The organism is Candidatus Paracaedimonas acanthamoebae (assembly GCA_017307065.1).
Lineage (GTDB): Bacteria > Pseudomonadota > Alphaproteobacteria > Caedimonadales > Caedimonadaceae > Paracaedimonas > Paracaedimonas acanthamoebae_A.
In genome coordinates, this window is record JAFKGL010000017.1 from 1 (window position 1) to 25,635 (window position 25,635).

Sequence of the window (25,635 nt, forward strand, 5' to 3'; positions counted from 1 at the left end):
GCTCAAAGCCTTTACAAAAGTTATCGACAAAATAAAATAATCTATCGTAATCTATCAGCATTGAGGTATCTCCCTATTCTTCAAATCGAGATTACCTCAATACTTTCAATATGTTAATTGATATTCCTTAAACATAGTTCGGGTTAAAAATAACGAAGAAATAACAGAAAGAGTAAATTTGTTCATGAGAGCTCCCTTAGTAAATGAATTATAATTCATGAAAAAATGTACTCATTTAATAGGAGATTCTACGCTTAGATTTATACAACTTCATTTGGAAATGCCTCAAAAAATTTATCACTATTATTCCATGCATTACAGAATTTACAATTCAGTTAATGCGGTAGTTGTAAGGCTAGTAAAAAAGTTGCTTTAAATATATCCGTAGAGAATACGGTATATATTTTTCACAAAGCCAGTTAAGGTTATTAAGAAGATTTAAGCTTATGCGTAGTTTCCTCAAATTTTATGATATCGGGAAAACGTAATAATTCTGCACCAATGTCTTCCTCTGTTTTTACTTAAATTGAAAATCAACATCATATATATAAAAAGGTAACGTCTTATCAGCTAAACATTATTCTAATCGTGCTGAGAATGTATGCAATTAGTATTTTTATACGCCTACTAGTAAATCTTATAGTAGCATTTTGATAGCTGAAAGTTGATTGCCGTTTAATAAGATTAGAACAGAATTTTTATAATCTCATGAGTTTTTGCTAGAAGAGGTAGAAATTAAATGAGCAATACGCTCACCAGATTCAACTGCTGCTTCCATTGTTCCTATTTCATCTAAAATTGTTGTATGTTCTCCAGCAAAATAGATCTTGTCACTAATAGGTTCAAAAAGCGCTTTCACTTTTATACCGTGATACACTTTTTCTTCAATTAAAGGAGAATTTAAGCCAAAATTAGAATAAGAACCTTTAGAAAATGGATCTTCATACCAGGACTTTACAATAGGTTTTGAATATAGGGTTAACTGTTCCTCTCTAGGAAGAACCGGCAACTCTGTTGGAAGTTTAGAATTTTCTACACCTCCCCTTATAACAATGGTGGCCTCATTATATAAAGCTTTAAGATTAAGAAGAAGATGAGCTGCATATTTTCCTGTATAGTATATATTCAATAATTTTCGATCATCATTAAAGAAAGTAGCCATTTTATCATTGAAAATAACGTTGTGTGTTATTTTATCATATTTTAGTGGAACTAATATTTTTCCGTTGGTTCCATACTGGACATCTCGAATTTTCAATAGCCGATTCTCAGGTATTGTATCATTTTCAAATTTGATATCCTCATAAACTGGACAAGGAATAGAGAGTATTAGCTTATCACAGAAAACGGTTTTACCGTTTTTAAATGTAAGCATAAGCTTGTTTGAGTCTGTTAAACTGACTTTTATAAGAGTATGGTTTAAATAAATTTTCCCTTGCAATTGCTCAGAAATTTTAAGAGGCAAATTAGCATTACCTCCTTTTAGCCTAATCAGATGCATGGTAGGTTTATAGCCTGACGTTCTATGGATGGGTGCCAATTCGCTAAGAATCATAGATGTAAGTGTTTCTAAATTATGGTAAAGACAGAGTTTTGAAGGAGGAGATCCCTCATAAGATGTCATCTGGAAAGTAAAGATCCTATTAAGTATGGAAGAACGAGGAAAAATGTTATCTATAATATGTTGAATGGATTTAGAACTTATTTTATTAGAATCTAGCTTATGCTTAATTTCTTTAAAGCGTCCCTTTTGCTCTTCCATCAAAATTCGAGGTTCATGATAATGACTTCCATCATAGAAAAGACGTGAAAATTCATGCTCGTCTTCTATTATTTCTAGGCCAAATTCTCTTGAAAGAGCAAGAAAATGGTGAGCCTCACCCCCATCACTAATGTTTTGCCCACCTAATTCCGCCACGGAATAAGTTCCATCATAATTTTTTAGTAGCACGCTATGCACACGCCCACCTATACGAGGGCGCGCTTCATATACATTTACGTGATATCCTTTTTGATGAAGGCGATATGCTGTTGTTAAACCTGCTAGTCCAGCACCAATGATCACAATTTCTTTTGGAATATTCTTAGATGACTCAGAATAAGCATTTGTCTGTAAGATGATCTCTAGAAAAATCATGCCAATTAATCTTGTTATCATGCTTTTTGATGCTCATTCACTGTTTGAAAATATAGTGATTGTTTTTAAAAATGATCACTACATAAGGAACGTTAAACTAATAAAGAGGATATTACTACTTTGTTTTTAATTTTTCCAATATCTTAGTTTTAAGAATTTTTGGGCCTATCACTTCTTAATAATATATCATTAAATAATTTAGTAACAATCGCATTATTGTAACTTTTAGCGATAACTTTGAATTTGTTATAATAAAAATTAAATTCTTTTTTATTTTTTAAGTCTATAAAAATTCTCAATAATAAATAATAAGCTAAATGGGATGATTTAGATCTAACAACACCTATTCTCTCAATTTCGCTTTGTAAGATAGGGACAATGGAGTTTTTTTCCATTTCACTAAAGTATGAATAAAAATTATCATGAGACATTTCAATAGATAGCTTTAAGTATTTAATAGCCTTATCAAATTGTTTTCTTAGATAAAGCGCTTGCCCATACTCCAAATAAATAGAAGAGTTTTCTTCTTTCTTAATGCCCTTTTGAAAGCATGCTTCTGCTTTTGTAAAATTACCTTTTACCAGATAACAACAACCTAGACTATGGTAAAGTAGGGCTGTTTTTCTAGAACCTGGCAAACTTTCATAATGTTGAATAATGCTTTCCATTGTTTCTTTACGCGTAGCAAGTCCACCAAGTATTAGATGATCATCGCGATCTTGAATAAGGACGTCTAGAACTCTTCCTAAACACTCTTTTTGTGAACCATCTTTCAGTTGTTGATGCCACATAACTTCTTGGACAAGCCTATGCAAGGATAAGTTATTATTAATCGCGTTAAATTTTACCATGGAATGACTTATTAGAGCCTGAACAGCCTTGTCTATCTGAGTCGGATGTTCTTTAACTTCTGGCACTAAATCAATTATATGATCTCTAGGGATATTATCAGAATATAAATAAACAAATGCATTAATTAATTTATAGGCTATAATAGACTCTTCTCTTATTCTACTAAGGCTAATATTCCAAGTTATGGCTATAGGAGAGTGATGTAATCCAGGTAGCTTAGTGCTATCTGCTAATAATTTATATCGCTCTTGGGAGTATTCTTGCAAATAATCCTTAATTGTCTTACCATTTTCGCGGATATAAGCTGCTGCTTGTGATATTGCCAAAGGCATTTTCTCAAGAGTCTGAACCAAAATTTGAATATCTGATGCATTCTCGTTTCTATTTATGATTTTACCAACAAGATTAATGGCATCTTCTTCTTTCAAAGAATTAACTTCCAAAACATTCGGCCAGCTTAAATGCCGTGAAGTAATTAAAATATGTCCCCCCTTTTGAGGGAAAAAGTTAATCAGCGCATCAAAATTCTCAGCATTATCATATATAATTAGCCAGTTTGGGTGAGCTTCAAACCATTCTTTTACTTTTTCAATAATGATTTCTGAAGAGGTATCAACTGTCGTAATCCCAAGTTTTTGACCAAGAGCTGAGTAACTATCTAATAGCTGATCTAACTTCTCTGCATGGAACCAAACCCTTAAGGAATAATTTCTAGTGGAATAATTCTTCCAATTATGACAGAAATATTTTGCAATCTCAGTTTTTCCGATACCTCCTAACCCAGCGCACACAACGACTGAAACAGACTCATCTTTTTTGTCTGCCTCTTCGAATTTTATTGCGATTTCTCTTAATTCTTTTTCTCTTCCCGTAAAATAAAGATTTGGAAAAGGTAAATTCCAAGTATGAATGGGGGTCGTGATATTTTTATATTCTTGTGTATTTGTTTGCATATATGAGACAACACTGATCACAAAGATACCCAATAAAGTTAGAGATAACCAAATGTGTCGTCTAACCCATTTAGCTACTTTAATAGTATTTTTGTTCCAATAAGCTTGTTTATTTTTTAATTCATTTTTGGTGTAGGTTATTGGTTCAGAGATAACCAATTGTGCACCTAAAAACTTGTCATAATGTTGTTGAAACTGATGTATCGTTGAATCCAGATGAGCAGTAGGAAATATCTGTTTTAAAATGTCGAATAGTAGAAAAAAATAACTTTTATAAGAGGCTATATTTAAGTGATTAAAGCTAGGATTTTCCCAGCTGATATTATTGCTATCGTTTCCTTCATTAATAAGAAAAAAAAGATTACTAGGATATTGCGTTATCTCAGGTAACTTCTCCTTATGAGTTATTATATAAATAATATGATCATAGTTACTAAAAGGTAACGTACTTTTAGTATTGTTAAAAACCTTATTTAGATTTCGGTATTTAACTGAAATATCTAGACTACAAATACTTAAATGCTTTTTTAGCTTGTGGATGAAAGAGGTGATGTTTTTTGAATTATCATCAAAGAAAATTATGCATTTTCTATCTACTTTGGGATCATAATTTTTAATCTCAGCCAAGCATTTTTCAAAATCTGTTTGCAGTCGAATTCTAGCGTAATGGTTTCTTATAAAGGATATTTCATTAGTTTTTTCAATGAAGTCTCTTATTGATTCCTGAGAGTTACATTTTAATTTACCCATAATATTCCATATATGGGTCTCTACTGTCTTTGCTGAAATTGATAAATAAGAAGCTATGGTTTTAACTACTCTACCATGGATAAGACATGAAATTACATCTATTTCGCGAGGGGTAAAATATATATCCTTTATCGTCTCAACGTAATTTAGTTCAAAATCTTTAAAAATTTCTGGAACATATTCTTTCATGGATGAGCAAGTTACCGTTTCTATTCCTGCAGCTTGGAAATGCATATCTATTTTTTCATAAATTAAAATCTAAGTAATTTTCCCTTAAATAGCTAGTTTTAAGTAAATATGCTTGATACCAGGAAAAACCTCTTATCGCTAGGGTATGAATATAAGTTCGAAAAATAAAGAGCTTATTCTCAACTATAAAGAGGGATAAAATGTTATTATACACAGATGTCTTAGAAACCAAGAATGCTGTAGTTAACGTTTCTCATAATAAAAAGATCACTTTATCTAAAAGACAAACTCAATGCTTACAACTGCTCATGCGCGGGAAAACATCAAAAGAAATTGGAAAAGATTTATCCATATCTTATAGAACTGTTGAGTATTACTTCGATATTTTGAGAGAAAAATTTCATTGCCAAAATCGCCGTGAAATAATTGATTTTGTGCTTAAAAGCGACACTCATATATTTGATGATCAGGGTATTTGACTGAATATATTAATCTTCTTACAACAATAAAGTAACCTTAAAAAGAATAGAAGTGCGCACGCGACTCTATTAAGTTGTTAACTTTTTTGAATGGTAAGGCTTATTTTTCTAATTTTTAGGTGTGACCTTTAGCAACGAGAGTTGCGTACCTGACTTAAAAAGCAAATAATAAAAGCATGCCCATAAAGTTACTGCTGAAACAGCTATTCCCAAGGTGAGGCCAAACCAAATTCCATTACCGTTCCACTGCAAAATAAAGCCAAAAAAGTAAGCGGCACCTACCCCAATAATCCAATATGATCCCAAACTTAAGATCATAGAAATATAAGCATCATTCATACTCCGTAACACATTATTGCCGATAATTTGTAAGGCATCAAAAAATATAAAAATTATAGCAATACGAAAGAAGTCTTTCGTTAAATTATATATAATCAGATCTTGATCTTTCTCTGCATTAATAAAAATGTGCGTTAGTTTCTGATGGTTAGTAAAATAAATTAATCCAACTATACATGCTAGAACTATACCGATCCCAATATTTATAAATACGGTATTATTTCAACGTAATTTCTCTTTCCAATCGCATGAGCAATGCGGATGGAGGCTGTTTGAGCAACAGCAAAAACACATAAAAGCAACTTCTGTGCACTGTAGTAAAATTTGATGCGCCGCTAGGGCCTCTATGCTAATCCACCCCATGATAATGGCAGACACATTGAATAATCCAGCTTCAAAGAAATAAGTCAAACTCATTGGAACTCCTAATTTAAGGAAATAGAGGATTTTTTGCCAATGAATTTTTTTAATCGGTTGGAAAATATAGATGCGGAGGTTTCTATTAAAAATAAAATATGTAAAAATGCTAATAGACATAAATAATTGTACAATAGAATTGGCAATGCCAATCCCAAATACTCCCCATGAAGGAAACCCAAATAAGCCGTGAATAAACATGTGGTTTAAAAATATGTTTAATGGTAATGCAATGATGCAAATATACATAGAAATAATAGGTTTTTCTAAATTAGCAGAAACCTCCCGTAACATCGTAAACCCAAGCATACCTAATGAACCCCAAGCGATCCCATGTAAGAATTGCCTAGTTAACTCCACCAACTTGTAAGGTTGATTCAAAGCGGAAAAAAGGTAAGGTAAATTCCAAAGTATTAATATCATGGGAATTGTTAGGAAACTAACAAGATATCCCCCTTGTTGGAGATTTTCAATCACACTCTGGGTATCTTGTGCGGCCTATACAAATATATTGGTTGCTTCCGCACTAATTGCCTTAATTACTGCTGGAGAGGCATAATTTTCTGATACTATCAATCGCAATTCTTTATTAATATCTTGCTTTGTTTTATCTATTTCTTGAAATATATTTATAGTCATTTTGAGGTTAGTTTTCTATTTTGTAACGAGGATAGAATCCACTAGTATAAATACCATAACGATAGCTATTAACTGGGTAAACTTGTGTTGAAGAGGCTTGTGTTTCTGATAGATATTTTTTTGCTTTCAATAAGCCAAGAGTAGAAGATTTTTTTATTAGATTTTTATCGCGTTTCTTTATCCCTATTTCATAGTAATAATTAGCGAGCATTACTTTAATAGGAGACACGATTGTAGGAATGCTCCATATATTAAGCCAGGGATTTTCTTCCTCAATTTCTTGATATCCATGAATTAAATTATATCGTATCCAATAGTCGTTATTAAGAAATTCTCTAACCTTTTTATTTACATGTGAAAATCTCACCATAGATAAAGGATCTAAGTAAGCAATGATTATACCAATAATTTCATTAGGTAAAACTCTTAGAGAATCTTCAAGGCTTGCATGAGGATATTCCTCTTTTTCCTGAGTAAACAGTCCTAATAAGGAAGTTAAATAATAAAAAGGGTGGTGACAACAACTTAGACCCAATCCTTTTTCATACTCACTATTCTGAAGGCCTTCTATTGTTGTATTTCTATGTTCTTTATCCATGCTCCTCACAGGCAGTATCAGGTCAACGGAATCAAATTCAATCGATATTACTGGTCTCTGTGCTGCGGGTCCTCTTTCAAGAACTTCTTCGTTTACAACCTGTAAAGGTAATGGTTCAGCTTCTAAGCTCTGCTCAAACATATCACTAGGATATGAACAACTTATTGAATTTAAAATAAATATTAAGAATAAATATATTTTTATGTACATCTTATTTACCATTAATTGTATCATTGTTCTGATAACGTGTCTTACTCTATAAAAAGAATATATCTGAAATTATTCTAATAAAAATACCGTGCCAGATACGGTGTTTTGTCAAACTCAGAAATGCATTATCGACATTGCCATGATAAGAAGAAGTAATATTAAATGAACTAATACAGATTGAGTCTTTTGATAGACTAAGAATTGACAGTTTCTAATTCCTAAGCTTTTTAATAACTTAGGCTTCGTCATTTTTGGCTGGTTTCCTCCCAGATACTAGATACATAATGCTACTTCCCCCGGCGTGAAATTCAGCAAGCTCAATATCTTGAAGTATATAATGATGGTACTTAACAACTTTAGTCCATAAGCGATCAAATTCATGTGCATCAGGATCAAAGGCCATAAAATAACGTCTTAATTCTTCTTTCTTACCATTCCAAAAATTACTCTTAGCCTCCTCCTCCAATTGTTTTTTCATTATTCTTTGTTCAGAATCTTGATATGGAGGAAATAATGGTAGAGTTTTGTCGGATAAATAAACCTCAATGTCGCTTAACTTAGCACTTGCAAATAACCCCGGAACGAGATCTCTTAATGAATTATTTCCCTCGCCTATAGTTAGATCCAAAATATCATGGACAGGTAATTTATAATAGGTGCTATTAAAAATTAAACTATTAGTTACGTTATTAGGTTCCGCTGCAATAATAATACCTTTGGGTTTTAGTACTCTGGTCATCTCATGTATAACATCCATGGGATTGCTAACATGAATTGGAAGTGTTTGACATGTGACCATATCAAAAAAGTTATCTTCAAAGGGTATGCTTTCGGCCTTGCCAAATAAGTAATTAAAACTACCCCTCAATTTTGTTAATGATTTTGCGCGTTCATTAGCTTTCATTATCCATTCTTTTTCAGCATCTAATCCATATAAGGGAAAATTATTTCCTAAAAACGGTGCTATCGCATGTCCCCAATGACCAATGCCGCAGCCAACATCAAGAACTTTTCTTACATTCTTTAAGTTCCACCTTTGAGACATCAACGTTAAAAAAACATTATTCCACCACAAATCTCTCTGCTCACCAAAGTAATGAGATGAGTGAAGGGTTGACAATTTTAGATTGAAAAGATTCGAAGAAAGTTATGTGCAACTTACAGGGATATGACTTAGATTAATTTCTGTTTTCTAAACTCTCTCTTAAAGAAAATTAAAACCTACTAAGAGTTAATTTTTATAAAAAACTGTGGATCACGAAATAATTTGTTTGGGATTATCCGAATAACAAAGAGCTGATGCTAGCTGAGAACGAAAAAGTTCAAAGTCCATAACAGAGCTTAACTTCTCAAGCGGATCTTGAGACTGCGATAAGCTCTCATACCTTTCAGATATATCAAAAAATTCTGGCTACTTTATCTGACATTTATTAATTATATCAATCTCTTATAGTGTTCATCTTAAAGTAAAGGAGTTTTTAGAGGTATCCAGATGCTGTCAGTCAGACAATGTGCAAAAGAAGAGTCCAAATCTAACTAGCGATAGGAATGCCAAAAGGTTCGCTTTTTCCCTTCCTATAGTAGATTTTTAATATGCAATAAATGTCGTCTCTCTTTAGGGTTAGAAAGTTTTAATTACAGCAAAATAAAAGGCGTAAAAACGGAAATTAATTTAGGATTATAATACTGTATTTCCTACGGGTTTCATTCTCCTTCAAAAATTATAAAATATCTAATAGTTAAATAATGTATTTAAGATAATTGTTAGGCTTAATACTCACAATCATCTTATTTTAAATACCAATATTGAGTAAAATACATGGATAAAGAAATAAGACTCAGAAAGCGATATAAATTTAGCAAAGAAATAAGCTTAGAGCTTAATCAACTTTTGTCACTAGATAATTGGCATGCGTTAATAGCTGTAGTCTATGATTATAGCTTCATAGGACTAGGAATTTTATTCTATATTTTTGATCCTTATTTTTATCCTCTGAGTATTATTATAATTGGTTCTAGACAGAGAGCGCTATCAACGCTATTACACGAAGCAGCTCATTCACGACTAGCTAAAAGTAAAACCTTAAATTATTTCATTGGCACATTCTTGTCAGGATATTTAATTCTTTGGGAATATTATACTTTTACTAGATCTCACGTTAAGGATCATCATTTATACTTAGGCGATCGCTTAAATGACCCCGACTATGTTTACCATCAAGAAACAGGTTTATATGACTTTCAATCTAGAAAAGATTTTATCTCTAAATATATTATTAAACCATTTCTTCTTGGCACTGTTTTTAGTTATTTGAAATATATATTTATTAATCGTGCGTCAGAGGTATTTAAACATAAAAAGCAAGCATTTATAATGCTTAGTTATCTTCTCTCAATTGTACTACTTGCAGGATATCTAGGTTTTATAAAACACCTTATAATCCTGTGGCTTATACCTTTGTTTACTATTTTTCCTATAATTGGATGGTTCATTGAATTATCAGAGCATTATCCTTTGGTAGCTGAACATGATGTGGATCTTTATATGACAAGGAATAGATTCAGCTCATTTTTAGAAGCAATGATTTTTAGTATACATTGTGAAAATTTGCATTTGGTTCATCATTTGCGTCCTGGAATCCCTTTTTGGAACCTTAAAAATGCCCATAGAATACTGTTAAAAGACAAGGAATATAAAAACCTGAATTCAAAAATGGGGGGAATATTCTACTCCTCGAATAATCAAGAACCATTTATCTCAAAAATAACTGATAAGAATAGAAACTTATTCAGCCTTGGAAAAGAGATGCTCATAAAACAAATTAATACTCGGAGTGTTAGATGAATACTGTTCAAGATATCTACAATAAAATTGAAACATTAGTTTTTCCATCTTCAACCATTTTTATTATCCAAGGGGGCTATTTTGAGTCCAATACAGGAATTGATAATTTTTCAACTTATACATTTGAGACTGCAATTAACTTAGGAAAGTTAATTGAAAAAACTTTCGACCAGTCTAATATTTTTCACAGCATACTTATTAATGATTTGGGTCAAACATGTTCTACTCAAGGTTGTTCTATAGATAAAACTGATAATGTTGATGTGAAGTGGTTAGCAACTGAAAATCTATTCAATCGATTCAATCAAGAAAAAGATAAGATTTCTATTTTTACAGAAAAAACATTAAAAAATCGTGGCCTTCGTAAGATGCGCAAAATAATAAAAAAAAAGGAAGCGCAAGAGGAGTTATATAGTTCTTTATATTTTTCAACAGAAAATCAGCTAGATAAATGGTATTTAAGCTCAAAATATGGCAGTGATATTCACCTTTTTTCAAGAATTAATGATAATTATATTGCAAAATGTCCCTTAATAATGGGCACTTATTACTCAGATTTGTTTACTCAGAGATATCTTGAAAATCAAGAACATATTAAGAATATGGTTATTATAGATTTTTGCTCGTTTACTGACAAAGATAAAGTTATGAAAGGAGCCGAAGTCGCTCTTGATCTACTTAACGCAGATATAACCCCAAAAGTACGAAAGATAATTATTCCTATTCTTTGTGATACAAAGTGCACCAATATGATTCCATTAACAATATCCTAAAATTAAGAGGCTCAAATGAGTAAAATTACTTATTTAGATTATCAAGCAACAACACCAGTTGATCAAGAGGTTTTACATGCAATGTTGCCCTATTTTTCTCAATCATATGGCAACCCTTCAAGTAGCCATTTTTATGGGATTGAGGCTCTGCAAGTTGTTGAAGAAGCGAAATCTTATGTTGCAAATTTTCTAGAAGCAAAACCTTATGAAATCTTTTTCACGAGTGGTTCAACAGAAGGAAATAATCTGGCTTTAAAGGGGGTAGTGCGTAAGAAAGAAGCTAGTCATATTATTACTGTTTCTACAGAGCATAAGAGTATTTTAGATGTTTGTAAGCAACTTGAGACTGAAGGTCACTCAGTAACGTATTTAAAGCCAAATCCTCAAGGTTTGATCGCCTTAGAAGATATGAGAAAAGCCATCAATAAAAATACTATTATTATCTCAGTAATGTATGGAAATAACGAAATTGGAACCATACAAGATATTAAAGAAATTGGAAAAATTGCTCGAGAAAATAATGTCATCTTTCATTGTGATGCCACACAAGGAATTGGCTATGAAAAAATTGATGTAACTGATTGTGGAATAGACATTTTAACTTTTTCTTCTCATAAAATATATGGCCCTAAAGGGATCGGAATCATATTCATAAACAATAAACTTATAGATAAAAAATTCATTTCTAGTGAAATTCAAGGAGGAAACCAGCAGCGCAATATGCGAAGTGGGACTTATAATGTTCCAAGTATTGTTGGTTTTAGTAAAGCTATTGAGTTAGTGAAAAATAATAGAGATGACAATCGAATCAATACCCTAAATTTACGTCATATTTTATTAGAAAAAATTATGGCTGAAACTGATTGTATTTTAAATGGTTCTCTTCAATGCAGACTACCTAATAATATTAATGTTTCTCTAAAAGGAATAGATGGGCAGAAGTTTATGGAAATGATCAGCGATCGTCTTGCTATTTCTAATGGCTCTGCTTGTAATAGCGGCTCACAAAAGCCTTCTTATGTATTAGAAGCTATTGGAGTGCCTCCTAACCTAATTCAATCAAGCTTTCGCATAAGCCTCGGAAGGCCTACAACAGAAGAAGAAGTGTTTGAATGCGCAGAAACCATGATATCAACGTATAAAAAATTATACCGTATCAAATGATAACATACTTCCATCAAAATATTGGGTTAATAATTAAAAATTTATGCATTTATAAAGTGCACGGCATTAGGTATTTAATCATAGAAGGATATGATGATATTTTCATGTCTAATACTCTGAAAAAGATACTCAAGCATAACTCTGCAAACCTAGCAAATAGATATAAGGTTGAAAATATAATCTATATTAAAGTTGTAGAAAATGGGCATAGCATTATCACTCAAATTCTTTTTTTTGAATCTGATGGCATAGAGTTCCTTTTTTGTGGAAATGGGGTCTTGTGTACCTCCTCTTATTTGTTTTCCAAGTATAAAGTTAGGGCAGCAAATTATATCACTTCTTCATCGTCAGTCTTTTCTTTTGAAATTAAAAAGGCTCACAAAATATACATAAATATGGGAAGAACTTTTTTACCTTCCTTAAATTATATGAGAGATGAAATAAAGATTGAAAATAAGATATGCTATGGAGCTATTAAGGAGTTACCAATTAACATTAATATAGGTGTTACAGCTTATTCTTTTACTGTACCTGCTTTCTACTTACTAGCTGGCGAACCTCATCTAGTAATTTTTGAGTCTATGTTGATGAATATAATTAATAAAAAAATTAGTGATAATGCTTTTTATGAGGCCCTTATAGGGAATCCTTCTCTACTTTATCAGATAGGGATCGAATTAAATAAACAAAGATGGTTTCTCCAAGGTGTCAATGTAAATCTAGCAAAAATTGTTAATGAAAATACTGTACAATACAACTCTTTTGAACGTGGATTATATAAAGAAACTCTAGCTTGCAGTACTGGAGCAACCGCTATTGCATCTGTGATTTCTGAGCTAGGATTAATTCAATCTTATCCTATCCATTTACAACCAAAAGTAGCTCGCCAACATAGGGAGTATCAAAAATTAGAACTTCTTTTAAATAATAAAGACGGGATGTGGTGGCTAGAAACCACTCATCCCCCAAGATTGGTATGGACTCATGCATGATATGCCTCAAAATTTACAATCGATGAGAAATGCAAAAATTTTCTCATTTATTGCAGCTGCTTGTAGTGCTTCTGTAGGTATTTTTAGCAAAGGAGCTTTTAATTCTGGGCTTGAACCAATGCATGTCGCCTTTTATAAGACTCTTCTTGCATTTATCATTGTCTCCATCTTTGTCTTATTAAGCTCTAACTTTAGAAATGATGTATTATCCATGGCAAAAAATGCTATGCGCATTTCTCTTTGTGCTTTTTTTGGAATATTTATACTTTATAATTTTGAAACACTTGCATATGCATATGAATATATATCAACAGTAACTTTTATACTTTTAAGTACATGCACTATTACGACAATTATTTTTAGCTGTACGTTATTGTCCGAAAAAATTGGAATGTGTAATGTTTTCAGTAGCGCTTTTTGTCTAATAGGGCTTTGGCTACTCTTTAATAATCCCAATATATCACTGGCCAATATGGGAGGAATACTGGCGACTATTGCAGGTATAGGCTATGGACTTTTTTTAGTCCTGACTAAAAAATATGCAATATCTTGCTCAATTTTTGCTTACTTATGGTGGCTTCTTGGCTTTGGCACTTTATTTTTAGCTTTTCCTTTTTTACTCAACAACCCTTCTATACCTTCATTACGAAGTCTTATATTCATTTCCCCTTTAAGTGTCTTTCCAACTATCTTAGGATTTTACTGTACTACAAAGGCACTAACCTATACTAAAGTAAGTAAAATACAGATTTATGAACTTGCTGAACCGATTTTTGCATCACTTTTTGCTTTCATTATTTTTGGAGAGCATCCCAGTATGACTACTATCGCAGGAGGAATATTTATTCTATTTGCAATATATCATGAGCAACTATCGGTTTCTTCAATTTAGTAATATAGCTGCAATAAACGACTAGCTAGCGGGGCGAGTAGGCTGGTAGCGTTTCTCCGCAGCTGCTCACAGGTAGAGTCGAGCGCAGTAGCTTGTTAGCTCCGTTTTCATCACCCGCTACGTCAAACGTAGCGTGCAGATTTTCCGCACCACGCTTTCCTATACCTTCTTATCAAAGCCTAAGCCTATCATGCTGCACATGGTTTCAAAGGGCTATAGCATCTAACCTGGTAGTCCTTTTGAGGCCCATTTCACATAGTGTTAATTATTTGATTTAATTTCCATTTTTCTGCAACCCTCTTTCCATAACCTTTATATATGCACACACAGAATGTTAGCGCTAAATAGTAGCGTCGTATTTAGCTATTTAAAAATGTCGTCTTTCCTCATGGTTAAGAGATTACAAGAATCTCGCCACGAAGAGTTGAATGATGAGAAAGCTAGTTACGATGAGCTATCAAGTTGAGAGTGTTTTGGAGATATAGAGAAACCATAATGAGGATGAGAGAAAAACAATAGGAGGTTCCAAAAATGGCTCCTCCAATTCCCATAAAGGATTTATTTTTCAAAAGAGTAGAGGGAAAAATCTGAAATGGTGCATTTTTATCTCTTAGTGCAAAAATGAGAAGAAGGACACATCCTAACCACAATATCCCCCAAAACCACAGATCTTGTATGCCCCACATTTCAACCTGATTTAAAGCAAATACGAAGCTTCCGAGTCCGCAAGATAGGAGTAAGGTACTATATTTATCAATTTTAGGAGAAGATGGAAGAATTTCATCTTTAGGGGCAAAGTAAAAAATCACGGCAATAACAAGAAGGCTAAGCGGGATATTGATATAAAAAATCCACCGCCAGCCGAAAGATTCGATAATCTATCCTGCAAACGTTGGTCCCGTTGCTAAACCGAAGCCAGCTAAACTACTAATGATGCCCATTGCTAAACCTTGTTGAGAAGGAGGAGCAGAGGTAAAAATAAGGCTCATTCCTGGAGCTGTGAAGATAGCGGCCCCAACACCTTGCAACACACGTCCTCCAATTAAGAGATTGATGTGAGTAAAAGCACCGGTTAAAATAGATCCCAACATAAAGATACTTAGTCCCGCTATGAGCACATTTCTTCTTCCATAAAGATCTGCAAGTCGGCCAGCAGGAACAACAACGGCTCCCCAGGTCAAGACGTACCCACTGAGAAGCCATTGCAAGCTATTAAGATCCCAATTGATTACTGTTGAAATGGGAAGGAGTGCAAGATTAACAGCGGTATAATCGATGTTTAATAGAAAAACAAGCATCCCGATGGTGAGAAGCATGCACTACATATTTTCTTTAGGGGAAAGGCTAAAAGACCGCATTGAGAATTCCATGATGAATAAAGATTTCATTTAAAATGACGAAAATTTTTAGAGGAGTCAATTGAGAGTTATGTTTTTTAGGTGTCAGAAACAAACGTAATTACCGATAAGGAGAATCCAGTTTGATATTTTCTGCAAGAAGAGTTTCCCATTGATCACCGTTCTCTAGAAGTTTCTCTTTATTATAGAAAAGTTCTTCACGATTGAAGGCTGCAAACTCAAAATTCGGCCCTTCCACGATAGCATCAACAGGGCAGGCTTCTTGACAAAGCCCACAATAAATACATTTTGTCATATCAATATCATAACGATAAGTTCGACGAGACCCGTCCTGCCGAGGTTCTGCATCAATTGTAATTGCTTGAGCAGGACATACAGCTTCACAAAGTTTACAAGCAATGCATCGTTCTTCACCATGAGGATATCTGCGAAGGGCATGTTCGCCCCGCATGCGGGGACTCACAAGACTTTTTTCATGAGGATAATGAATGGTAACTTTGGGTTTAAAAAAATAACGAAGCGTAATGAAAAGCCCTGATAGAATATCATAAAGAACAAAAGTTTTAAGAAATCTGATCAATCCAGCCAACATTTAACTTCCACTTTTTGGGAGTTTATCAAAATAAACCAAAACACTAGAAACAACTACCACCATTCCTAGACTAATGGGGAGGAAAACCTTCCAGCCAAGTCGCATGAGTTGATCATAACGATACCGGGGAAGTGTTGCACGTATCCACAAAAATAAAAATAGCATAAAAGAGATCTTAATCGCAAACCACATAAATCCAGGAATGTATGTGAAAGGTGGAATATTGAAGGGGGGAAGCCAACCACCTAGAAATAAGAGGGAGGCCATAGCGCTCATTAAAATCATGTTTGCATATTCTCCCAAAAAGAATAAAGCAAAAAAGATAGATGAATATTCAACATTGAAACCAGAAACTAATTCAGCTTCCGCCTCCGGAAGATCAAAAGGTGCCCGATTTGTTTCTGCTAAGGATGAAATAAAAAAGATAACAAACATGGGGAATAAAGTAAGGGAAAACCAATGTTGTTTTTGAGCTTCTACGATGTCTCTCAGGTTAAGGGAACCAGCGCAAAGAAGGACAGTGACAATCACAAACCCGATTGAAACTTCATAGGAAATCATTTGAGCTGCCGACCTCAGAGCACCAAGAAAAGGATACCGTGAATTACTCGCCCATCCAGCAATAATAATGCCGTATACGCCTAAAGAAGATATGGCGAATAAGTAAAGAACACCGACATTAATATCTGCTAATACCCACTGTTCATTAAAAGGAATCACAGCCCAGGCAAGCATAGAGAGGCTGAACGTCAGAACAGGTGCAAAAAGAAAAAGAAATGAATTGGCTTTTGCAGGAATAATTGGTTCTTTATGCAGAAGTTTTATCGCATCCGCAATGGGCTGGAGAAGCCCAAAAGGGCCAACAGTATTAGGTCCGATTCGCATTTGCATTGCTGCCATAACACGGCGCTCAGCATAGGTAAGATAGGCAACACACACAATTAGGGGCAAAACAATTAAGATAATTTGTCCGACTATCTTTAAGAGGGGAAAAATATATTGAAACCAAAATTCGCTCATTTTATGTAACTTCTTTTTCAAGCATTTCGAGGCACGTTGCCATAGTAGGAGAGTGACGACTGATAGCATCAGTCATGTAAAACTCACCTTTAAAAGGTTCAAAATGAAACTTGGAAAGGCTTCCTTCTTTGCCAAAACTTCCCCAAATCGCAGGTTGAATTTCATCCATGGAATTAAAAATCGGATTTATTTGGATAAGACGATCTCTGATTTCTTCTAAAGTATTATAGGGAAGATTTTTATCTAAAACTTGAGAAAGTGCTCGGATAATTTTCCAGTCTTCTTTCGCTTCTCCAGGTGGGAGAAGAGAAGGGTAAGTCTGTTGAACACGACCTTCAGTATTCACATAGGTTGCTTGTTTTTCTGTATAAGCGGCTCCTGGAAGAATGACATCCGCACGATGAGCGCCAGCATCTCCATGATGACCTTGGTAAATAACAAAAGCTTGACCAAGATGATTCATCTCAATTTCGTCGGCTCCTAGCAGATAAATAACTTCGATGTCTCCCTTAGCTGCTGCCACTAAAATATTATTTTTATCAAGCCCCTGTTCACCAGGTATGAATCCAACATCTAACCCGCCCACACGCGCTGCAGCCTTATGTAAGACATTAAATCCGTTCCAATCTGGGCGAACCATGTTAAATTCCTCAGCGAGGGATCTCACTCTGGCAAGAAGATGAGCCCCATCTTGGCGTATCAAAGCATCTTGCCCCACGATGATCATCGGAAATTTTGCTTTTTTGAGAGCTTGGCTGAGAGGATGACGATCTTGTAGAATCGCCTCAAGCAAATTCGGATCTTGTCCGTAATGATCATAGTCAAAGCTAAAATTATAATGAGAGGATAAAGCTCCTCCAATGTAAGCAATCTTAAAATTCCCTTGAAGATAGCGTTTTCTTAGGCGGGCATGAATGAGAGGGGCTTCAGCACGTAATTGAGACTGAATGATCAAGCAGAAGTCACTTTGTTCAATCCCTGCAATTGTTGTATTAAATAAATATTCTGCTCTAACTTTTCCTTCTAATTGTGCGCCATCTTGACGACAATCAAGGTGAGGTGATCCGAGCGCATGGAAAAGATCTTTTAAGGCAAGCATGGCTTCACAATCGATCAGGTCTCCTGCAAGAGCAGCTATTTTTTGCCCTGGAACATTTTGAAGGCGCAATTTTATCGTCTTTAAAGCTTCAACCCAGCTTGCAGGAACAAGTTTTCCATTTTTTCGAATGTACGGTTGGTCAAGACGTTGACGACTTAAACCATCGCATGCAAAGCGTGTTTTGTCAGAAATCCATTCTTCATTAATATCTTCATGCAATCGAGGAAGAATGCGCATAACACGAGTTTTGTAGACATCAATCCGAATATTGCTACCAACAGCATCTAAAACATCAATAGATTCAGTCGTCATAAGTTCCCAAGGACGTCCTTTGAAAGCATAAGGCTTAGATGTGAGAGCGCCAACAGGACATAGATCAATCATGTTGCCAGAAAGCTCGGAGGTGATTGCTTGATCAAGATAACTTGTGATTTCCATATTTTCACCTCGTCCAATTGCGCCTAATTGCGGAACACCAGCAATTTCTGTCGCAAATCGAACACAGCGAGTGCAATGAATGCACCGTGTCATAGCCGTTTGGATAAGGGGGCCCATGTATTTATCTTGAATTGCCCGTTTATTTTCTTCGAAGCGCGTTGTTGACGGGCCATACGCTACAGTGATGTCTTGGAGATCACACTCCCCTCCTTGGTCACAGATGGGACAATCAAGAGGATGATTGATAAGCAAAAATTCTAGAATTGACTTACGGGTCTTTTGAATAAAAGGGGTATTTGTATGAATAACCATGCCCTCAGTTGCAGGCATGGCACAGCTTGCGATCGGTTTTGTGCTGTCTCCTACTTGTACTAGACACATCCGACAATTGCCCGCGATAGGAAGCCGAGAATGGTAACAAAAAACAGGGATTTCAATCCCAAGGAGCTGAGCTGCTTGAAGAACAGTAGTATCTTCAGGAACTTCAATAGGTTGATTGTTAATTGTTAACTTTGGCATTGACTTAGTTTATCCCTCAAAAACGATATATCTCTTATTCTAAACGTCTGTAGAAATCATTTTATTTACACGACGCTCTAATTCAGGGCGGAAATGGCGGATTAATCCTTGGACTGGCCAAGCGGCAGCATCTCCAAGAGCACAAATTGTTTTTCCTTCAATTTGGTAAGTGACTTCTTCTAAGAGATCAATATCTCTTATTGTTCCTTCACCACGGGCTAATTTTGTGAGAATACGCCACATCCATCCTGTCCCTTCTCGGCAAGGGGTACATTGTCCACAGCTCTCATGCATATAAAACTTTGCAAGTCTTGCAATTGCAACAACAATGTCAGTTGATTTGTCCATGACAATAATTCCAGCTGTCCCTAGGCCGCTTTTTACTTCTTTCAAAGCATCATAATCCATGGTTATTTCATCACAGATTTGTTTAGGGAGTAAAGGTACAGAAGAGCCACCAGGAATAATTGCAAGAAGATTGTCCCATCCTCCTCGTACCCCTCCAGCATACGTTTCAATGAGGGTTTTTAGAGGAATGCCTAAGGCTTCTTCAACGTTGCAAGCTTTATTAACATGGCCTGAGATACAGAAAATTTTTGTGCCTGTATTTCCTGGTTTCCCAAGAGAGGCAAACCATTGACCACCTCGTCGTAAAATCTCAGGAACAACAGCAATTGTTTCAACATTATTAATAATAGTTGGACAGCCATAAAGACCCATTAAAGCGGGAAAGGGCGGCTTTAGTCGCGGCATTCCTTTTCGGCCTTCTAAACTTTCAAGCAGAGCTGTTTCTTCGCCACAAATGTAAGCTCCCGCGCCGCGATGAAGATAGAGGTCGAAATCCCATCCTGAATTAGCGGCATTTTTCCCTAAAAGGCCTGCTTTATAGGCCTCATCAATGGCTATTTGAAGTCGTTCCGCTTCGCGATAAAATTCACCACGTATATAGATATAGGCGGTGTGAGCTTGGATGGCAAAACCAGCGAGTAAGGCCCCCTCAATAAGTTTGTGAGGTTCATTTCTTATAATGTCTCGATCTTTACAGGTTCCGGGTTCACTTTCATCGGCATTGATAACGAGATAATGGGGAAGTTTATCTACTTTGGGCATAAAAGACCATTTTTGGCCTGTGGGGAAGCCTGCTCCTCCTCGTCCTCTTAATCCTGAAAGAGTTATTTCAGAAATAATCCATTCTGGTCCTTTTTCTATAAATTCACGGGTTTGTTGCCAGTCTCCTCGCACGCGCGCAGGTTCAAGATGCCATTCTTTTTGGCCATAAAGATTTTGGAAAATACGATCTTTCGTCGATAGCATTACGCGCCTTCTTTTTCTTGAGGAGAATCTTCATAAGGCGCCGAACCGTGGCGACCTATTGTGGACCCTGATGCAACTTTATTTCCAAGCTTTAACTCATTTAAAATATTAAGCATGCGTTCAGCATTTAGATCTTCAAAATAATCATCATTAATTTGCACAACAGGAGCATTCACGCAAGCGCCTAAGCACTCAACTTCAACAACTGTAAACAGATTATCTTGGGAAATTTCCCCTTGTTTAACGTCGGCGATCTTATTACACACTTTCAAAATTTCATCGCTTCCAACAAGCTGACAAGGTGTGGTTGTACAAACTTGGAGAAGATATTTACCTCGAGGAGACAAATTAAACATCGTATAAAAAGTTGCAATCTCATAAGCGCGAATAGACGATATTTTTAAAAGCTCAGCCACATGTTCAATGGCTTCTTGTGGAAGCCATCCTTCAGCTTGGCGCTGAGCTAAATCTAGAAGGGGAAGAATGGCACTTGCTTGTCGTGTCACAGGATATTGTGAAATAATTTCAACAACTTTCTTTTGATTTTTGGAGGAAAAAATAAAAGGTTTACCTTGAGGCGTTAAAGTACGTTTCACCGGTCGATTTCTCCAAAAACAATATCCATAGAGCCCACAATGGCGGCAACATCGGCAATCATATGGCCACGCGTCATGAAATCAGTGCCTTGTAAGAAAAGATAACTTGGGGGCCTAATTTTACAACGATAAGGTTTATTGGTTCCATCTGCGACTAAATAGACGCCGAATTCTCCTTTAGGTGCTTCAACCGCTTTATAAATTTCTCCTTTGGGAACGTGATATCCTTCAGTATACAATTTGAAATGATGAATCATTGCTTCCATAGAAGTTTTCATCTCAGCACGTGAGGGAGGAGCAACTTTCCGATCGCTTGTCATGACAGGGCCTTCCGGCATTTGTTCCAAACATTGGGCGATAATTTTTAAACTTTCGCGCATTTCATACATGCGGACTAAATAGCGATCATAACAATCACCATGTTTCCCGACGGGAATATGAAAGTCCATTCGATCATAAACATCATAAGGCTGTGCTCGTCTCAGATCCCAAGCAACATTTGAAGCGCGCAACATTGGACCTGTAAATCCCCAATCAAGAGCTTGGTCGGCTGAAACGATGCCAATATCAACAGTTCGTTGCTTAAAAATGCGATTCTCTGTCAATAAGCCTTCCATATTATCCATAACTTTTGGAAAATTTTCTATAAAGAGAAAGATATCTTCTAGAAGCCCCTCAGGAAGATCTTGATGAACGCCGCCTGGACGAAAATAATTCGCATGTAAACGAGCCCCACTCGCGCGCTCATAAAATTCCATTAATTTTTCACGTTCCTCAAAACCAATTAAGAAGGGAGTTACGGCTCCTACATCCATCGCAAAAGTTGTAATGTTAAGGAGATGGTTCAAAAGACGTCCTAGTTCACAAAATAGGACACGGATGTATTGTCCACGTAAGGGAACATCAATATCTAAAAGCGCTTCTATAGAAAGAGCAAAAGCATGTTCCTGATTAAGAGGGGCTACGTAATCAAGACGATCAAAATAGGGAAGGGCTTGAAGATAAGTCTTATGTTCAATAAGTTTTTCAGTTCCACGATGCAGAAAACCAATGTGTGGATCTGCGCGCTCAACAATTTCGCCATCCAATTCAAGAATTAGACGTAAAACACCATGAGCTGCAGGATGCTGAGGTCCGAAATTTAGGGTATAAGTTTGGGAATTATGAGGATTTGTCATGGTCATATTTTCTTTGTCAGCGCTTTTTCATCTCCGGGAAGAAGTGAAGGGTTTCCTTCCCAAGGGCTTAAGAAATCAAATTGGCGATAGGCTTGAGGAAGATCAAGCGATTCATACACAACTCTTTCTTGATCATCATCATATCTGACTTCCACGAATCCAGTTAAAGGAAAGTCTTTGCGAAGAGGATGACCTTCGAAATTATAATCTGTTAAAAGTCTTCTTAAGTCTGGATGATTTTCAAATTTAATTCCATACATATCCCAAGCTTCACGTTCAAACCAATTTGCAGCGCTATAAACACTTGTGATAGAAGGAATAGCAGTTGTTTCATCTGTTGTAAGTTTTAGTCGTAGTCGAGAATTATGTTTGAGGCTCAACAAGTGATAAACGACTTCAAAACGTTCTGGATGATCAGGGTAATCAACACCACAAAGATCAATTAATTGTTTAAATAAGAAGTCTTTATGATCACGAAGATAGATGAGGATTTTCACTATAGCGTGGCGCTTAACTTGGAGTGTGAGTTCACCTTTGTTAATGGTAAAAGAGAGTAAGTCTTCTTTTAACGCCTTTTTTATTTTCTCGCTGAGATGAGCTAATTTATCATCCATCTATACTAAGCTCTCATAATTGTTTTATGACCGCGGATTTTATTCCGAAGTTGTAGAATTCCATATAATAGGGCTTCAGCTGTGGGGGGGCATCCTGGGACATAAATATCCACAGGGATAATGCGATCACATCCTCTTACAACTGAATATGAATAATGATAATACCCGCCCCCATTTGCACAGGAACCCATAGATATAACCCATTTGGGATCTGGCATTTGATCATAGACTTTACGGAGGACAGGAGCCATCTTATTTGTAAGGGTGCCGGCAACAATCATGATATCGGATTGACGGGGGCTGGGTCGAAAAAAGAGCCCGAAGCGGTCAAGATCGTAACGACTTGAAGCCGTTTGCATCATTTCAACTGCACAGCAAGCAAGTCCAAAAGTGACAGGCCAGAGTGAGCTTGATCGCGCCCATGCAACCAATTCATCGAGAGAAGTTAATACAAAACCTCGATCTTGAACCTCATTATGAATCGTGGTCAGAAGTTCGCTGGCATGTTGTTCTCCAGAAGGAGAGATTACTCCCATTCTAACGCTCCTTTTTTCCACTCATAAATAAAACCAATTGTCAGGATACTCAAGAAAAACATCATTGACCAAAAGCCCAATAAACCAATTTCACCGAGGCTAATCGCCCAAGGAAAAAGAAAAACAACTTCAAGGTCAAAAATAATAAATAAGATGGCGACAAGATAAAAACGGACATCAAAACGTATGCGAGAAGAAGAAAAAGGTTCAAAGCCGCACTCATAGGGAGATTGTTTCGCTGCTGTAGGTTGATAAGGGGCTCTGAGGAAAGTCAACCCCACAATAACAAGCGAAAACGCAAGAGCTACCCCAATAAAAACAAAAATGGGTAGATAATTATTTAATAAGCTAGGCATTAGGTCTCCCTTTATTTTAGTCGATTCTACGATCTTATATTTTCTAATGCAAAGAGATAGTACGATATTTTTACTTTAGGAGAAAGCTTGAAAAACAAGGTTATCTACGTTCATGCCATATAATATAAAGTCCAGATAGGATCACAAGAGTGCCTCCGATCCAAAATTGCACATTGGGAACCTCCGCCCAAAAGAGAAACCCTAAGAATGTGCTCCATAAAATCGCAGAATAAGCCATAGGGGCAACAATTGTTACAGGGGCATATCGGTAAGCCTGAGTGATAAAAAATTGTCCTAATCCTCCGCCAATTCCTAGTAACATAAATTTGCTTAAATCAATCATGGTAGGTGTCTTCCATACAAAAGGAAGGAAGACGGCTGTTATTAAAGTTGCAAAGAAAGTGAAGGAGAAAACGAGAATGCTACTTTTATGTGTGCGTGTCATAATGCGGATAAAAAGTAAAACAATAGCATCTGTTAAAGCATAGATGAGAGAAAATATAGCGCCTAAAATAGAGACGTTTCCACTCGGCTTTGCGATAATAATAACGCCAATAAATCCACATATAATTACGCTTATTCTTGTAAGAGAAAGGTGTTCTTTTAGAAAAATGGCAGCGAGGATGGTTACAAAAAAAATAGAAGAAAATGAGAGAGTTGTTGCATCAGCTAGAGGTAAAAATTTGAAAGACATAAAAAGACAAAATAGGTCTAGGACTAAGATCATCGCGGCAATGAGACTTGTTCCGTAGGGATGATGAGTGAAATTACGAAAGCCTCCTTCACGAGATAAAAGAAACCAAGAAGGAAGGAGAGCGCCAAGGAAGCGAAAAAATAAAACTTCTACAGGAGGATATTGGGCAATTGTATCTTTTGCAATAGCATTCACTAAGCAAAAAATGAACACAGCCGATAGCATATATAAGATACCTTGGCGATTGTGATGGGAAGGTAAATTTTCTGACATGTTTGAACTCCTTCTCCCTACCATAACCGAACCATTTCATGCTTCAATCTTAAATTTAAGAAAAATGATAAGAGGTCAATTGCGGTTACTGGACGTTAGAATGATTCTAGATTAAACTCATTCTTAATAATTTTATAGGAAGCTTTAATGGTAAGTGGGACGATGATGTTGAGTGGGCCTTCTTTGGCGCCCCAGAATGGTCGGGCAAAAAAGTTGATCATTCTGTTGCATGGGTATGGGGCTAATGGCGATGACCTTATAGAGTTGGGTGATTGTTGGTCCTCATCTCTACCTGATGCTGAATTTTTGGCGCCTCATGCGCCATTCTCTTGTGAAATGACTGCATTCGGATATCAATGGTTTAGTCTTGAAAATTGGCACCCTCAATTTCTTTTAGAGCAAATACAGATAGCTGTTCCTAGGTTGAATAAGTTTATCGATGAAAACCTTGAAAAGCGCGGCCTTACAGATGAAGATTTAATGATCGTTGGTTTTTCTCAAGGAGCCATGATGGCACTTTATACAGCTCTGACGCGTCCTTCAACATGTGCTGGTGTTATAGGGTATTCAGGGGCTTTAGTGTATGGAGAACCTACAGGACAAGAAAGACAACCTTCTGTCTTTTTGGTTCATGGTGAGGCTGATGAAGTTGTTCCCTATGAAGCCATGAAGGAAGCTCAAGAACGTTTAACTTCGATGAAAGTTCCTGTGCGAACTTATACATGCCCTGCTTTTGGGCACGGCATCAGTCAAAAAGGTATTGAAGTGGGAGGGCTCTTTTTAAAAGAGCGTCTTTAAAACAAGAAGATAAATTTTAAG

Annotated in this window: 25 protein-coding genes; 7 read left to right on the plus strand and 18 right to left on the minus strand. The window is 35.8% G+C overall.

Going from position 1 to position 25,635, the window contains the following annotated elements:
- Positions 1 to 706 precede the first annotated feature (706 nt).
- Together J0H12_04230 and J0H12_04235 are read right to left on the minus strand one after the other, a co-directional pair.
- The gene (locus J0H12_04230; GenBank protein MBN9413112.1) at positions 707 to 2,158 is read right to left on the minus strand and encodes an FAD-dependent oxidoreductase; all 1,452 of its coding nucleotides are present in this window, start codon (positions 2,156 to 2,158) and stop codon (positions 707 to 709) included.
- A 128-nt stretch (positions 2,159 to 2,286) separates the two neighbouring features.
- On the minus strand, positions 2,287 to 4,926 hold the full coding sequence (locus tag J0H12_04235) for a hypothetical protein (protein ID MBN9413113.1): 2,640 nt from the start codon (positions 4,924 to 4,926) through the stop codon (positions 2,287 to 2,289).
- A 155-nt stretch (positions 4,927 to 5,081) separates the two neighbouring features.
- Between J0H12_04235 and J0H12_04240 the strand changes: the two genes are divergently transcribed.
- Complete coding sequence (locus J0H12_04240; protein ID MBN9413114.1) at positions 5,082 to 5,360, plus strand: helix-turn-helix transcriptional regulator; 279 nt, start codon at positions 5,082 to 5,084, stop codon at positions 5,358 to 5,360.
- 108 nt (positions 5,361 to 5,468) lie between these two features.
- Here J0H12_04240 and J0H12_04245 read toward each other — a convergent pair whose 3' ends face one another.
- The 4 genes from J0H12_04245 to J0H12_04260 all read right to left on the minus strand — a co-directional run bounded on the left by J0H12_04245 (position 5,469) and on the right by J0H12_04260 (position 8,638).
- Positions 5,469 to 5,906 (minus strand): hypothetical protein, encoded by a 438-nt coding sequence (locus J0H12_04245; protein MBN9413115.1) that lies wholly within the window; start codon positions 5,904 to 5,906, stop codon positions 5,469 to 5,471.
- Between the two features lie 15 nt (positions 5,907 to 5,921).
- A complete protein-coding gene (locus J0H12_04250) occupies positions 5,922 to 6,593 on the minus strand; it encodes a hypothetical protein (GenBank protein ID MBN9413116.1) in 672 nt (223 codons plus the stop codon).
- Positions 6,594 to 6,762: 169 nt separating this feature from the next.
- Positions 6,763 to 7,575: an F-box protein gene (locus J0H12_04255; GenBank protein ID MBN9413117.1), complete on the minus strand. Its 813-nt coding sequence runs from the start codon at positions 7,573 to 7,575 to the stop codon at positions 6,763 to 6,765.
- Positions 7,576 to 7,798: 223 nt separating this feature from the next.
- Positions 7,799 to 8,638, minus strand: a complete 840-nt coding sequence (locus tag J0H12_04260) for a methyltransferase domain-containing protein (protein ID MBN9413118.1) — start codon at positions 8,636 to 8,638, stop codon at positions 7,799 to 7,801.
- A 744-nt stretch (positions 8,639 to 9,382) separates the two neighbouring features.
- On the opposite strand from J0H12_04260, the gene J0H12_04265 reads away from it, so the two are divergent.
- From J0H12_04265 to J0H12_04285, 5 genes are all read left to right on the plus strand, one after another.
- Positions 9,383 to 10,408 (plus strand): fatty acid desaturase family protein, encoded by a 1,026-nt coding sequence (locus J0H12_04265; GenBank protein MBN9413119.1) that lies wholly within the window; start codon positions 9,383 to 9,385, stop codon positions 10,406 to 10,408.
- Positions 10,405 to 11,181 (plus strand): hypothetical protein, encoded by a 777-nt coding sequence (locus J0H12_04270; GenBank protein MBN9413120.1) that lies wholly within the window; start codon positions 10,405 to 10,407, stop codon positions 11,179 to 11,181. Before J0H12_04265 ends, J0H12_04270 begins: the two co-directional genes overlap by 4 nt.
- A gap of 15 nt (positions 11,182 to 11,196) precedes the next feature.
- A complete protein-coding gene (locus tag J0H12_04275) occupies positions 11,197 to 12,345 on the plus strand; it encodes a cysteine desulfurase (GenBank protein ID MBN9413121.1) in 1,149 nt (382 codons plus the stop codon).
- Positions 12,346 to 12,449: 104 nt separating this feature from the next.
- Positions 12,450 to 13,337 (plus strand): hypothetical protein, encoded by an 888-nt coding sequence (locus J0H12_04280; GenBank protein ID MBN9413122.1) that lies wholly within the window; start codon positions 12,450 to 12,452, stop codon positions 13,335 to 13,337.
- Positions 13,330 to 14,229, plus strand: a complete 900-nt coding sequence (locus J0H12_04285) for an EamA family transporter (protein ID MBN9413123.1) — start codon at positions 13,330 to 13,332, stop codon at positions 14,227 to 14,229. The genes J0H12_04280 and J0H12_04285 overlap by 8 nt, the downstream gene beginning before the upstream one ends.
- A gap of 440 nt (positions 14,230 to 14,669) precedes the next feature.
- Here the strand turns inward: J0H12_04285 and J0H12_04290 are convergent, their stop codons facing one another.
- The 12 genes from J0H12_04290 to J0H12_04345 all read right to left on the minus strand — a co-directional run bounded on the left by J0H12_04290 (position 14,670) and on the right by J0H12_04345 (position 24,816).
- The gene (locus J0H12_04290) at positions 14,670 to 15,107 is read right to left on the minus strand and encodes an MFS transporter (GenBank protein ID MBN9413124.1); all 438 of its coding nucleotides are present in this window, start codon (positions 15,105 to 15,107) and stop codon (positions 14,670 to 14,672) included.
- The gene (locus J0H12_04295; protein ID MBN9413125.1) at positions 15,108 to 15,545 is read right to left on the minus strand and encodes an MFS transporter; all 438 of its coding nucleotides are present in this window, start codon (positions 15,543 to 15,545) and stop codon (positions 15,108 to 15,110) included.
- Positions 15,546 to 15,687: 142 nt separating this feature from the next.
- Positions 15,688 to 16,179, minus strand: coding sequence for an NADH-quinone oxidoreductase subunit NuoI (gene nuoI / locus J0H12_04300; GenBank protein MBN9413126.1), 492 nt, complete (start codon positions 16,177 to 16,179; stop codon positions 15,688 to 15,690).
- Positions 16,180 to 17,199, minus strand: a complete 1,020-nt coding sequence (gene nuoH, locus J0H12_04305; protein MBN9413127.1) for an NADH-quinone oxidoreductase subunit NuoH — start codon at positions 17,197 to 17,199, stop codon at positions 16,180 to 16,182.
- A 1-nt stretch (position 17,200) separates the two neighbouring features.
- On the minus strand, positions 17,201 to 19,255 hold the full coding sequence (locus J0H12_04310) for an NADH-quinone oxidoreductase subunit G (GenBank protein MBN9413128.1): 2,055 nt from the start codon (positions 19,253 to 19,255) through the stop codon (positions 17,201 to 17,203).
- A gap of 39 nt (positions 19,256 to 19,294) precedes the next feature.
- Entirely contained in the window at positions 19,295 to 20,569 is a 1,275-nt protein-coding gene (gene nuoF / locus J0H12_04315) for an NADH-quinone oxidoreductase subunit NuoF (GenBank protein ID MBN9413129.1), read from the minus strand.
- A complete protein-coding gene (gene nuoE / locus J0H12_04320) occupies positions 20,569 to 21,165 on the minus strand; it encodes an NADH-quinone oxidoreductase subunit NuoE (GenBank protein ID MBN9413130.1) in 597 nt (198 codons plus the stop codon). Before nuoE ends, nuoF begins: the two co-directional genes overlap by 1 nt.
- Complete coding sequence (locus tag J0H12_04325) at positions 21,162 to 22,343, minus strand: NADH-quinone oxidoreductase subunit D (GenBank protein ID MBN9413131.1); 1,182 nt, start codon at positions 22,341 to 22,343, stop codon at positions 21,162 to 21,164. The genes nuoE and J0H12_04325 overlap by 4 nt, the downstream gene beginning before the upstream one ends.
- A 2-nt stretch (positions 22,344 to 22,345) precedes the next feature.
- Positions 22,346 to 22,957, minus strand: a complete 612-nt coding sequence (locus J0H12_04330; GenBank protein MBN9413132.1) for an NADH-quinone oxidoreductase subunit C — start codon at positions 22,955 to 22,957, stop codon at positions 22,346 to 22,348.
- Between the two features lie 5 nt (positions 22,958 to 22,962).
- Positions 22,963 to 23,493, minus strand: a complete 531-nt coding sequence (locus J0H12_04335; GenBank protein MBN9413133.1) for an NADH-quinone oxidoreductase subunit B — start codon at positions 23,491 to 23,493, stop codon at positions 22,963 to 22,965.
- A complete protein-coding gene (locus J0H12_04340; GenBank protein ID MBN9413134.1) occupies positions 23,484 to 23,849 on the minus strand; it encodes an NADH-quinone oxidoreductase subunit A in 366 nt (121 codons plus the stop codon). Before J0H12_04340 ends, J0H12_04335 begins: the two co-directional genes overlap by 10 nt.
- 100 nt (positions 23,850 to 23,949) lie before the next feature.
- On the minus strand, positions 23,950 to 24,816 hold the full coding sequence (locus J0H12_04345; GenBank protein MBN9413135.1) for a DMT family transporter: 867 nt from the start codon (positions 24,814 to 24,816) through the stop codon (positions 23,950 to 23,952).
- A 147-nt stretch (positions 24,817 to 24,963) separates the two neighbouring features.
- Between J0H12_04345 and J0H12_04350 the strand changes: the two genes are divergently transcribed.
- Positions 24,964 to 25,614: a dienelactone hydrolase family protein gene (locus J0H12_04350; GenBank protein ID MBN9413136.1), complete on the plus strand. Its 651-nt coding sequence runs from the start codon at positions 24,964 to 24,966 to the stop codon at positions 25,612 to 25,614.
- Positions 25,615 to 25,635 lie beyond the last annotated feature (21 nt).

Excerpts from the sequence above, each read along its gene's own strand:
- J0H12_04230 (MBN9413112.1), bottom strand. The coding sequence starts at position 2,158 with ATGATAACAAGATTAATTGGCATGATTTTTCTAGAGATCATCTTACAG.
- J0H12_04235 (MBN9413113.1), bottom strand. The coding sequence starts at position 4,926 with ATGCATTTCCAAGCTGCAGGAATAGAAACGGTAACTTGCTCATCCATG.
- J0H12_04240 (MBN9413114.1), top strand. The coding sequence starts at position 5,082 with ATGTTATTATACACAGATGTCTTAGAAACCAAGAATGCTGTAGTTAAC.
- J0H12_04255 (MBN9413117.1), bottom strand. The coding sequence starts at position 7,575 with ATGGTAAATAAGATGTACATAAAAATATATTTATTCTTAATATTTATT.
- J0H12_04265 (MBN9413119.1), top strand. The coding sequence starts at position 9,383 with ATGGATAAAGAAATAAGACTCAGAAAGCGATATAAATTTAGCAAAGAA.
- J0H12_04270 (MBN9413120.1), top strand. The coding sequence starts at position 10,405 with ATGAATACTGTTCAAGATATCTACAATAAAATTGAAACATTAGTTTTT.
- J0H12_04275 (MBN9413121.1), top strand. The coding sequence starts at position 11,197 with ATGAGTAAAATTACTTATTTAGATTATCAAGCAACAACACCAGTTGAT.
- J0H12_04280 (MBN9413122.1), top strand. The coding sequence starts at position 12,450 with ATGTCTAATACTCTGAAAAAGATACTCAAGCATAACTCTGCAAACCTA.
- J0H12_04285 (MBN9413123.1), top strand. The coding sequence starts at position 13,330 with ATGCATGATATGCCTCAAAATTTACAATCGATGAGAAATGCAAAAATT.
- J0H12_04295 (MBN9413125.1), bottom strand. The coding sequence starts at position 15,545 with ATGCTTCTCACCATCGGGATGCTTGTTTTTCTATTAAACATCGATTAT.
- nuoI (MBN9413126.1), bottom strand. The coding sequence starts at position 16,179 with ATGTTGGCTGGATTGATCAGATTTCTTAAAACTTTTGTTCTTTATGAT.
- nuoH (MBN9413127.1), bottom strand. The coding sequence starts at position 17,199 with ATGAGCGAATTTTGGTTTCAATATATTTTTCCCCTCTTAAAGATAGTC.
- J0H12_04310 (MBN9413128.1), bottom strand. The coding sequence starts at position 19,255 with ATGCCAAAGTTAACAATTAACAATCAACCTATTGAAGTTCCTGAAGAT.
- nuoF (MBN9413129.1), bottom strand. The coding sequence starts at position 20,569 with ATGCTATCGACGAAAGATCGTATTTTCCAAAATCTTTATGGCCAAAAA.
- J0H12_04325 (MBN9413131.1), bottom strand. The coding sequence starts at position 22,343 with ATGACAAATCCTCATAATTCCCAAACTTATACCCTAAATTTCGGACCT.
- J0H12_04330 (MBN9413132.1), bottom strand. The coding sequence starts at position 22,957 with ATGGATGATAAATTAGCTCATCTCAGCGAGAAAATAAAAAAGGCGTTA.
- J0H12_04335 (MBN9413133.1), bottom strand. The coding sequence starts at position 23,493 with ATGGGAGTAATCTCTCCTTCTGGAGAACAACATGCCAGCGAACTTCTG.
- J0H12_04340 (MBN9413134.1), bottom strand. The coding sequence starts at position 23,849 with ATGCCTAGCTTATTAAATAATTATCTACCCATTTTTGTTTTTATTGGG.
- J0H12_04345 (MBN9413135.1), bottom strand. The coding sequence starts at position 24,816 with ATGTCAGAAAATTTACCTTCCCATCACAATCGCCAAGGTATCTTATAT.
- J0H12_04350 (MBN9413136.1), top strand. The coding sequence starts at position 24,964 with ATGGTAAGTGGGACGATGATGTTGAGTGGGCCTTCTTTGGCGCCCCAG.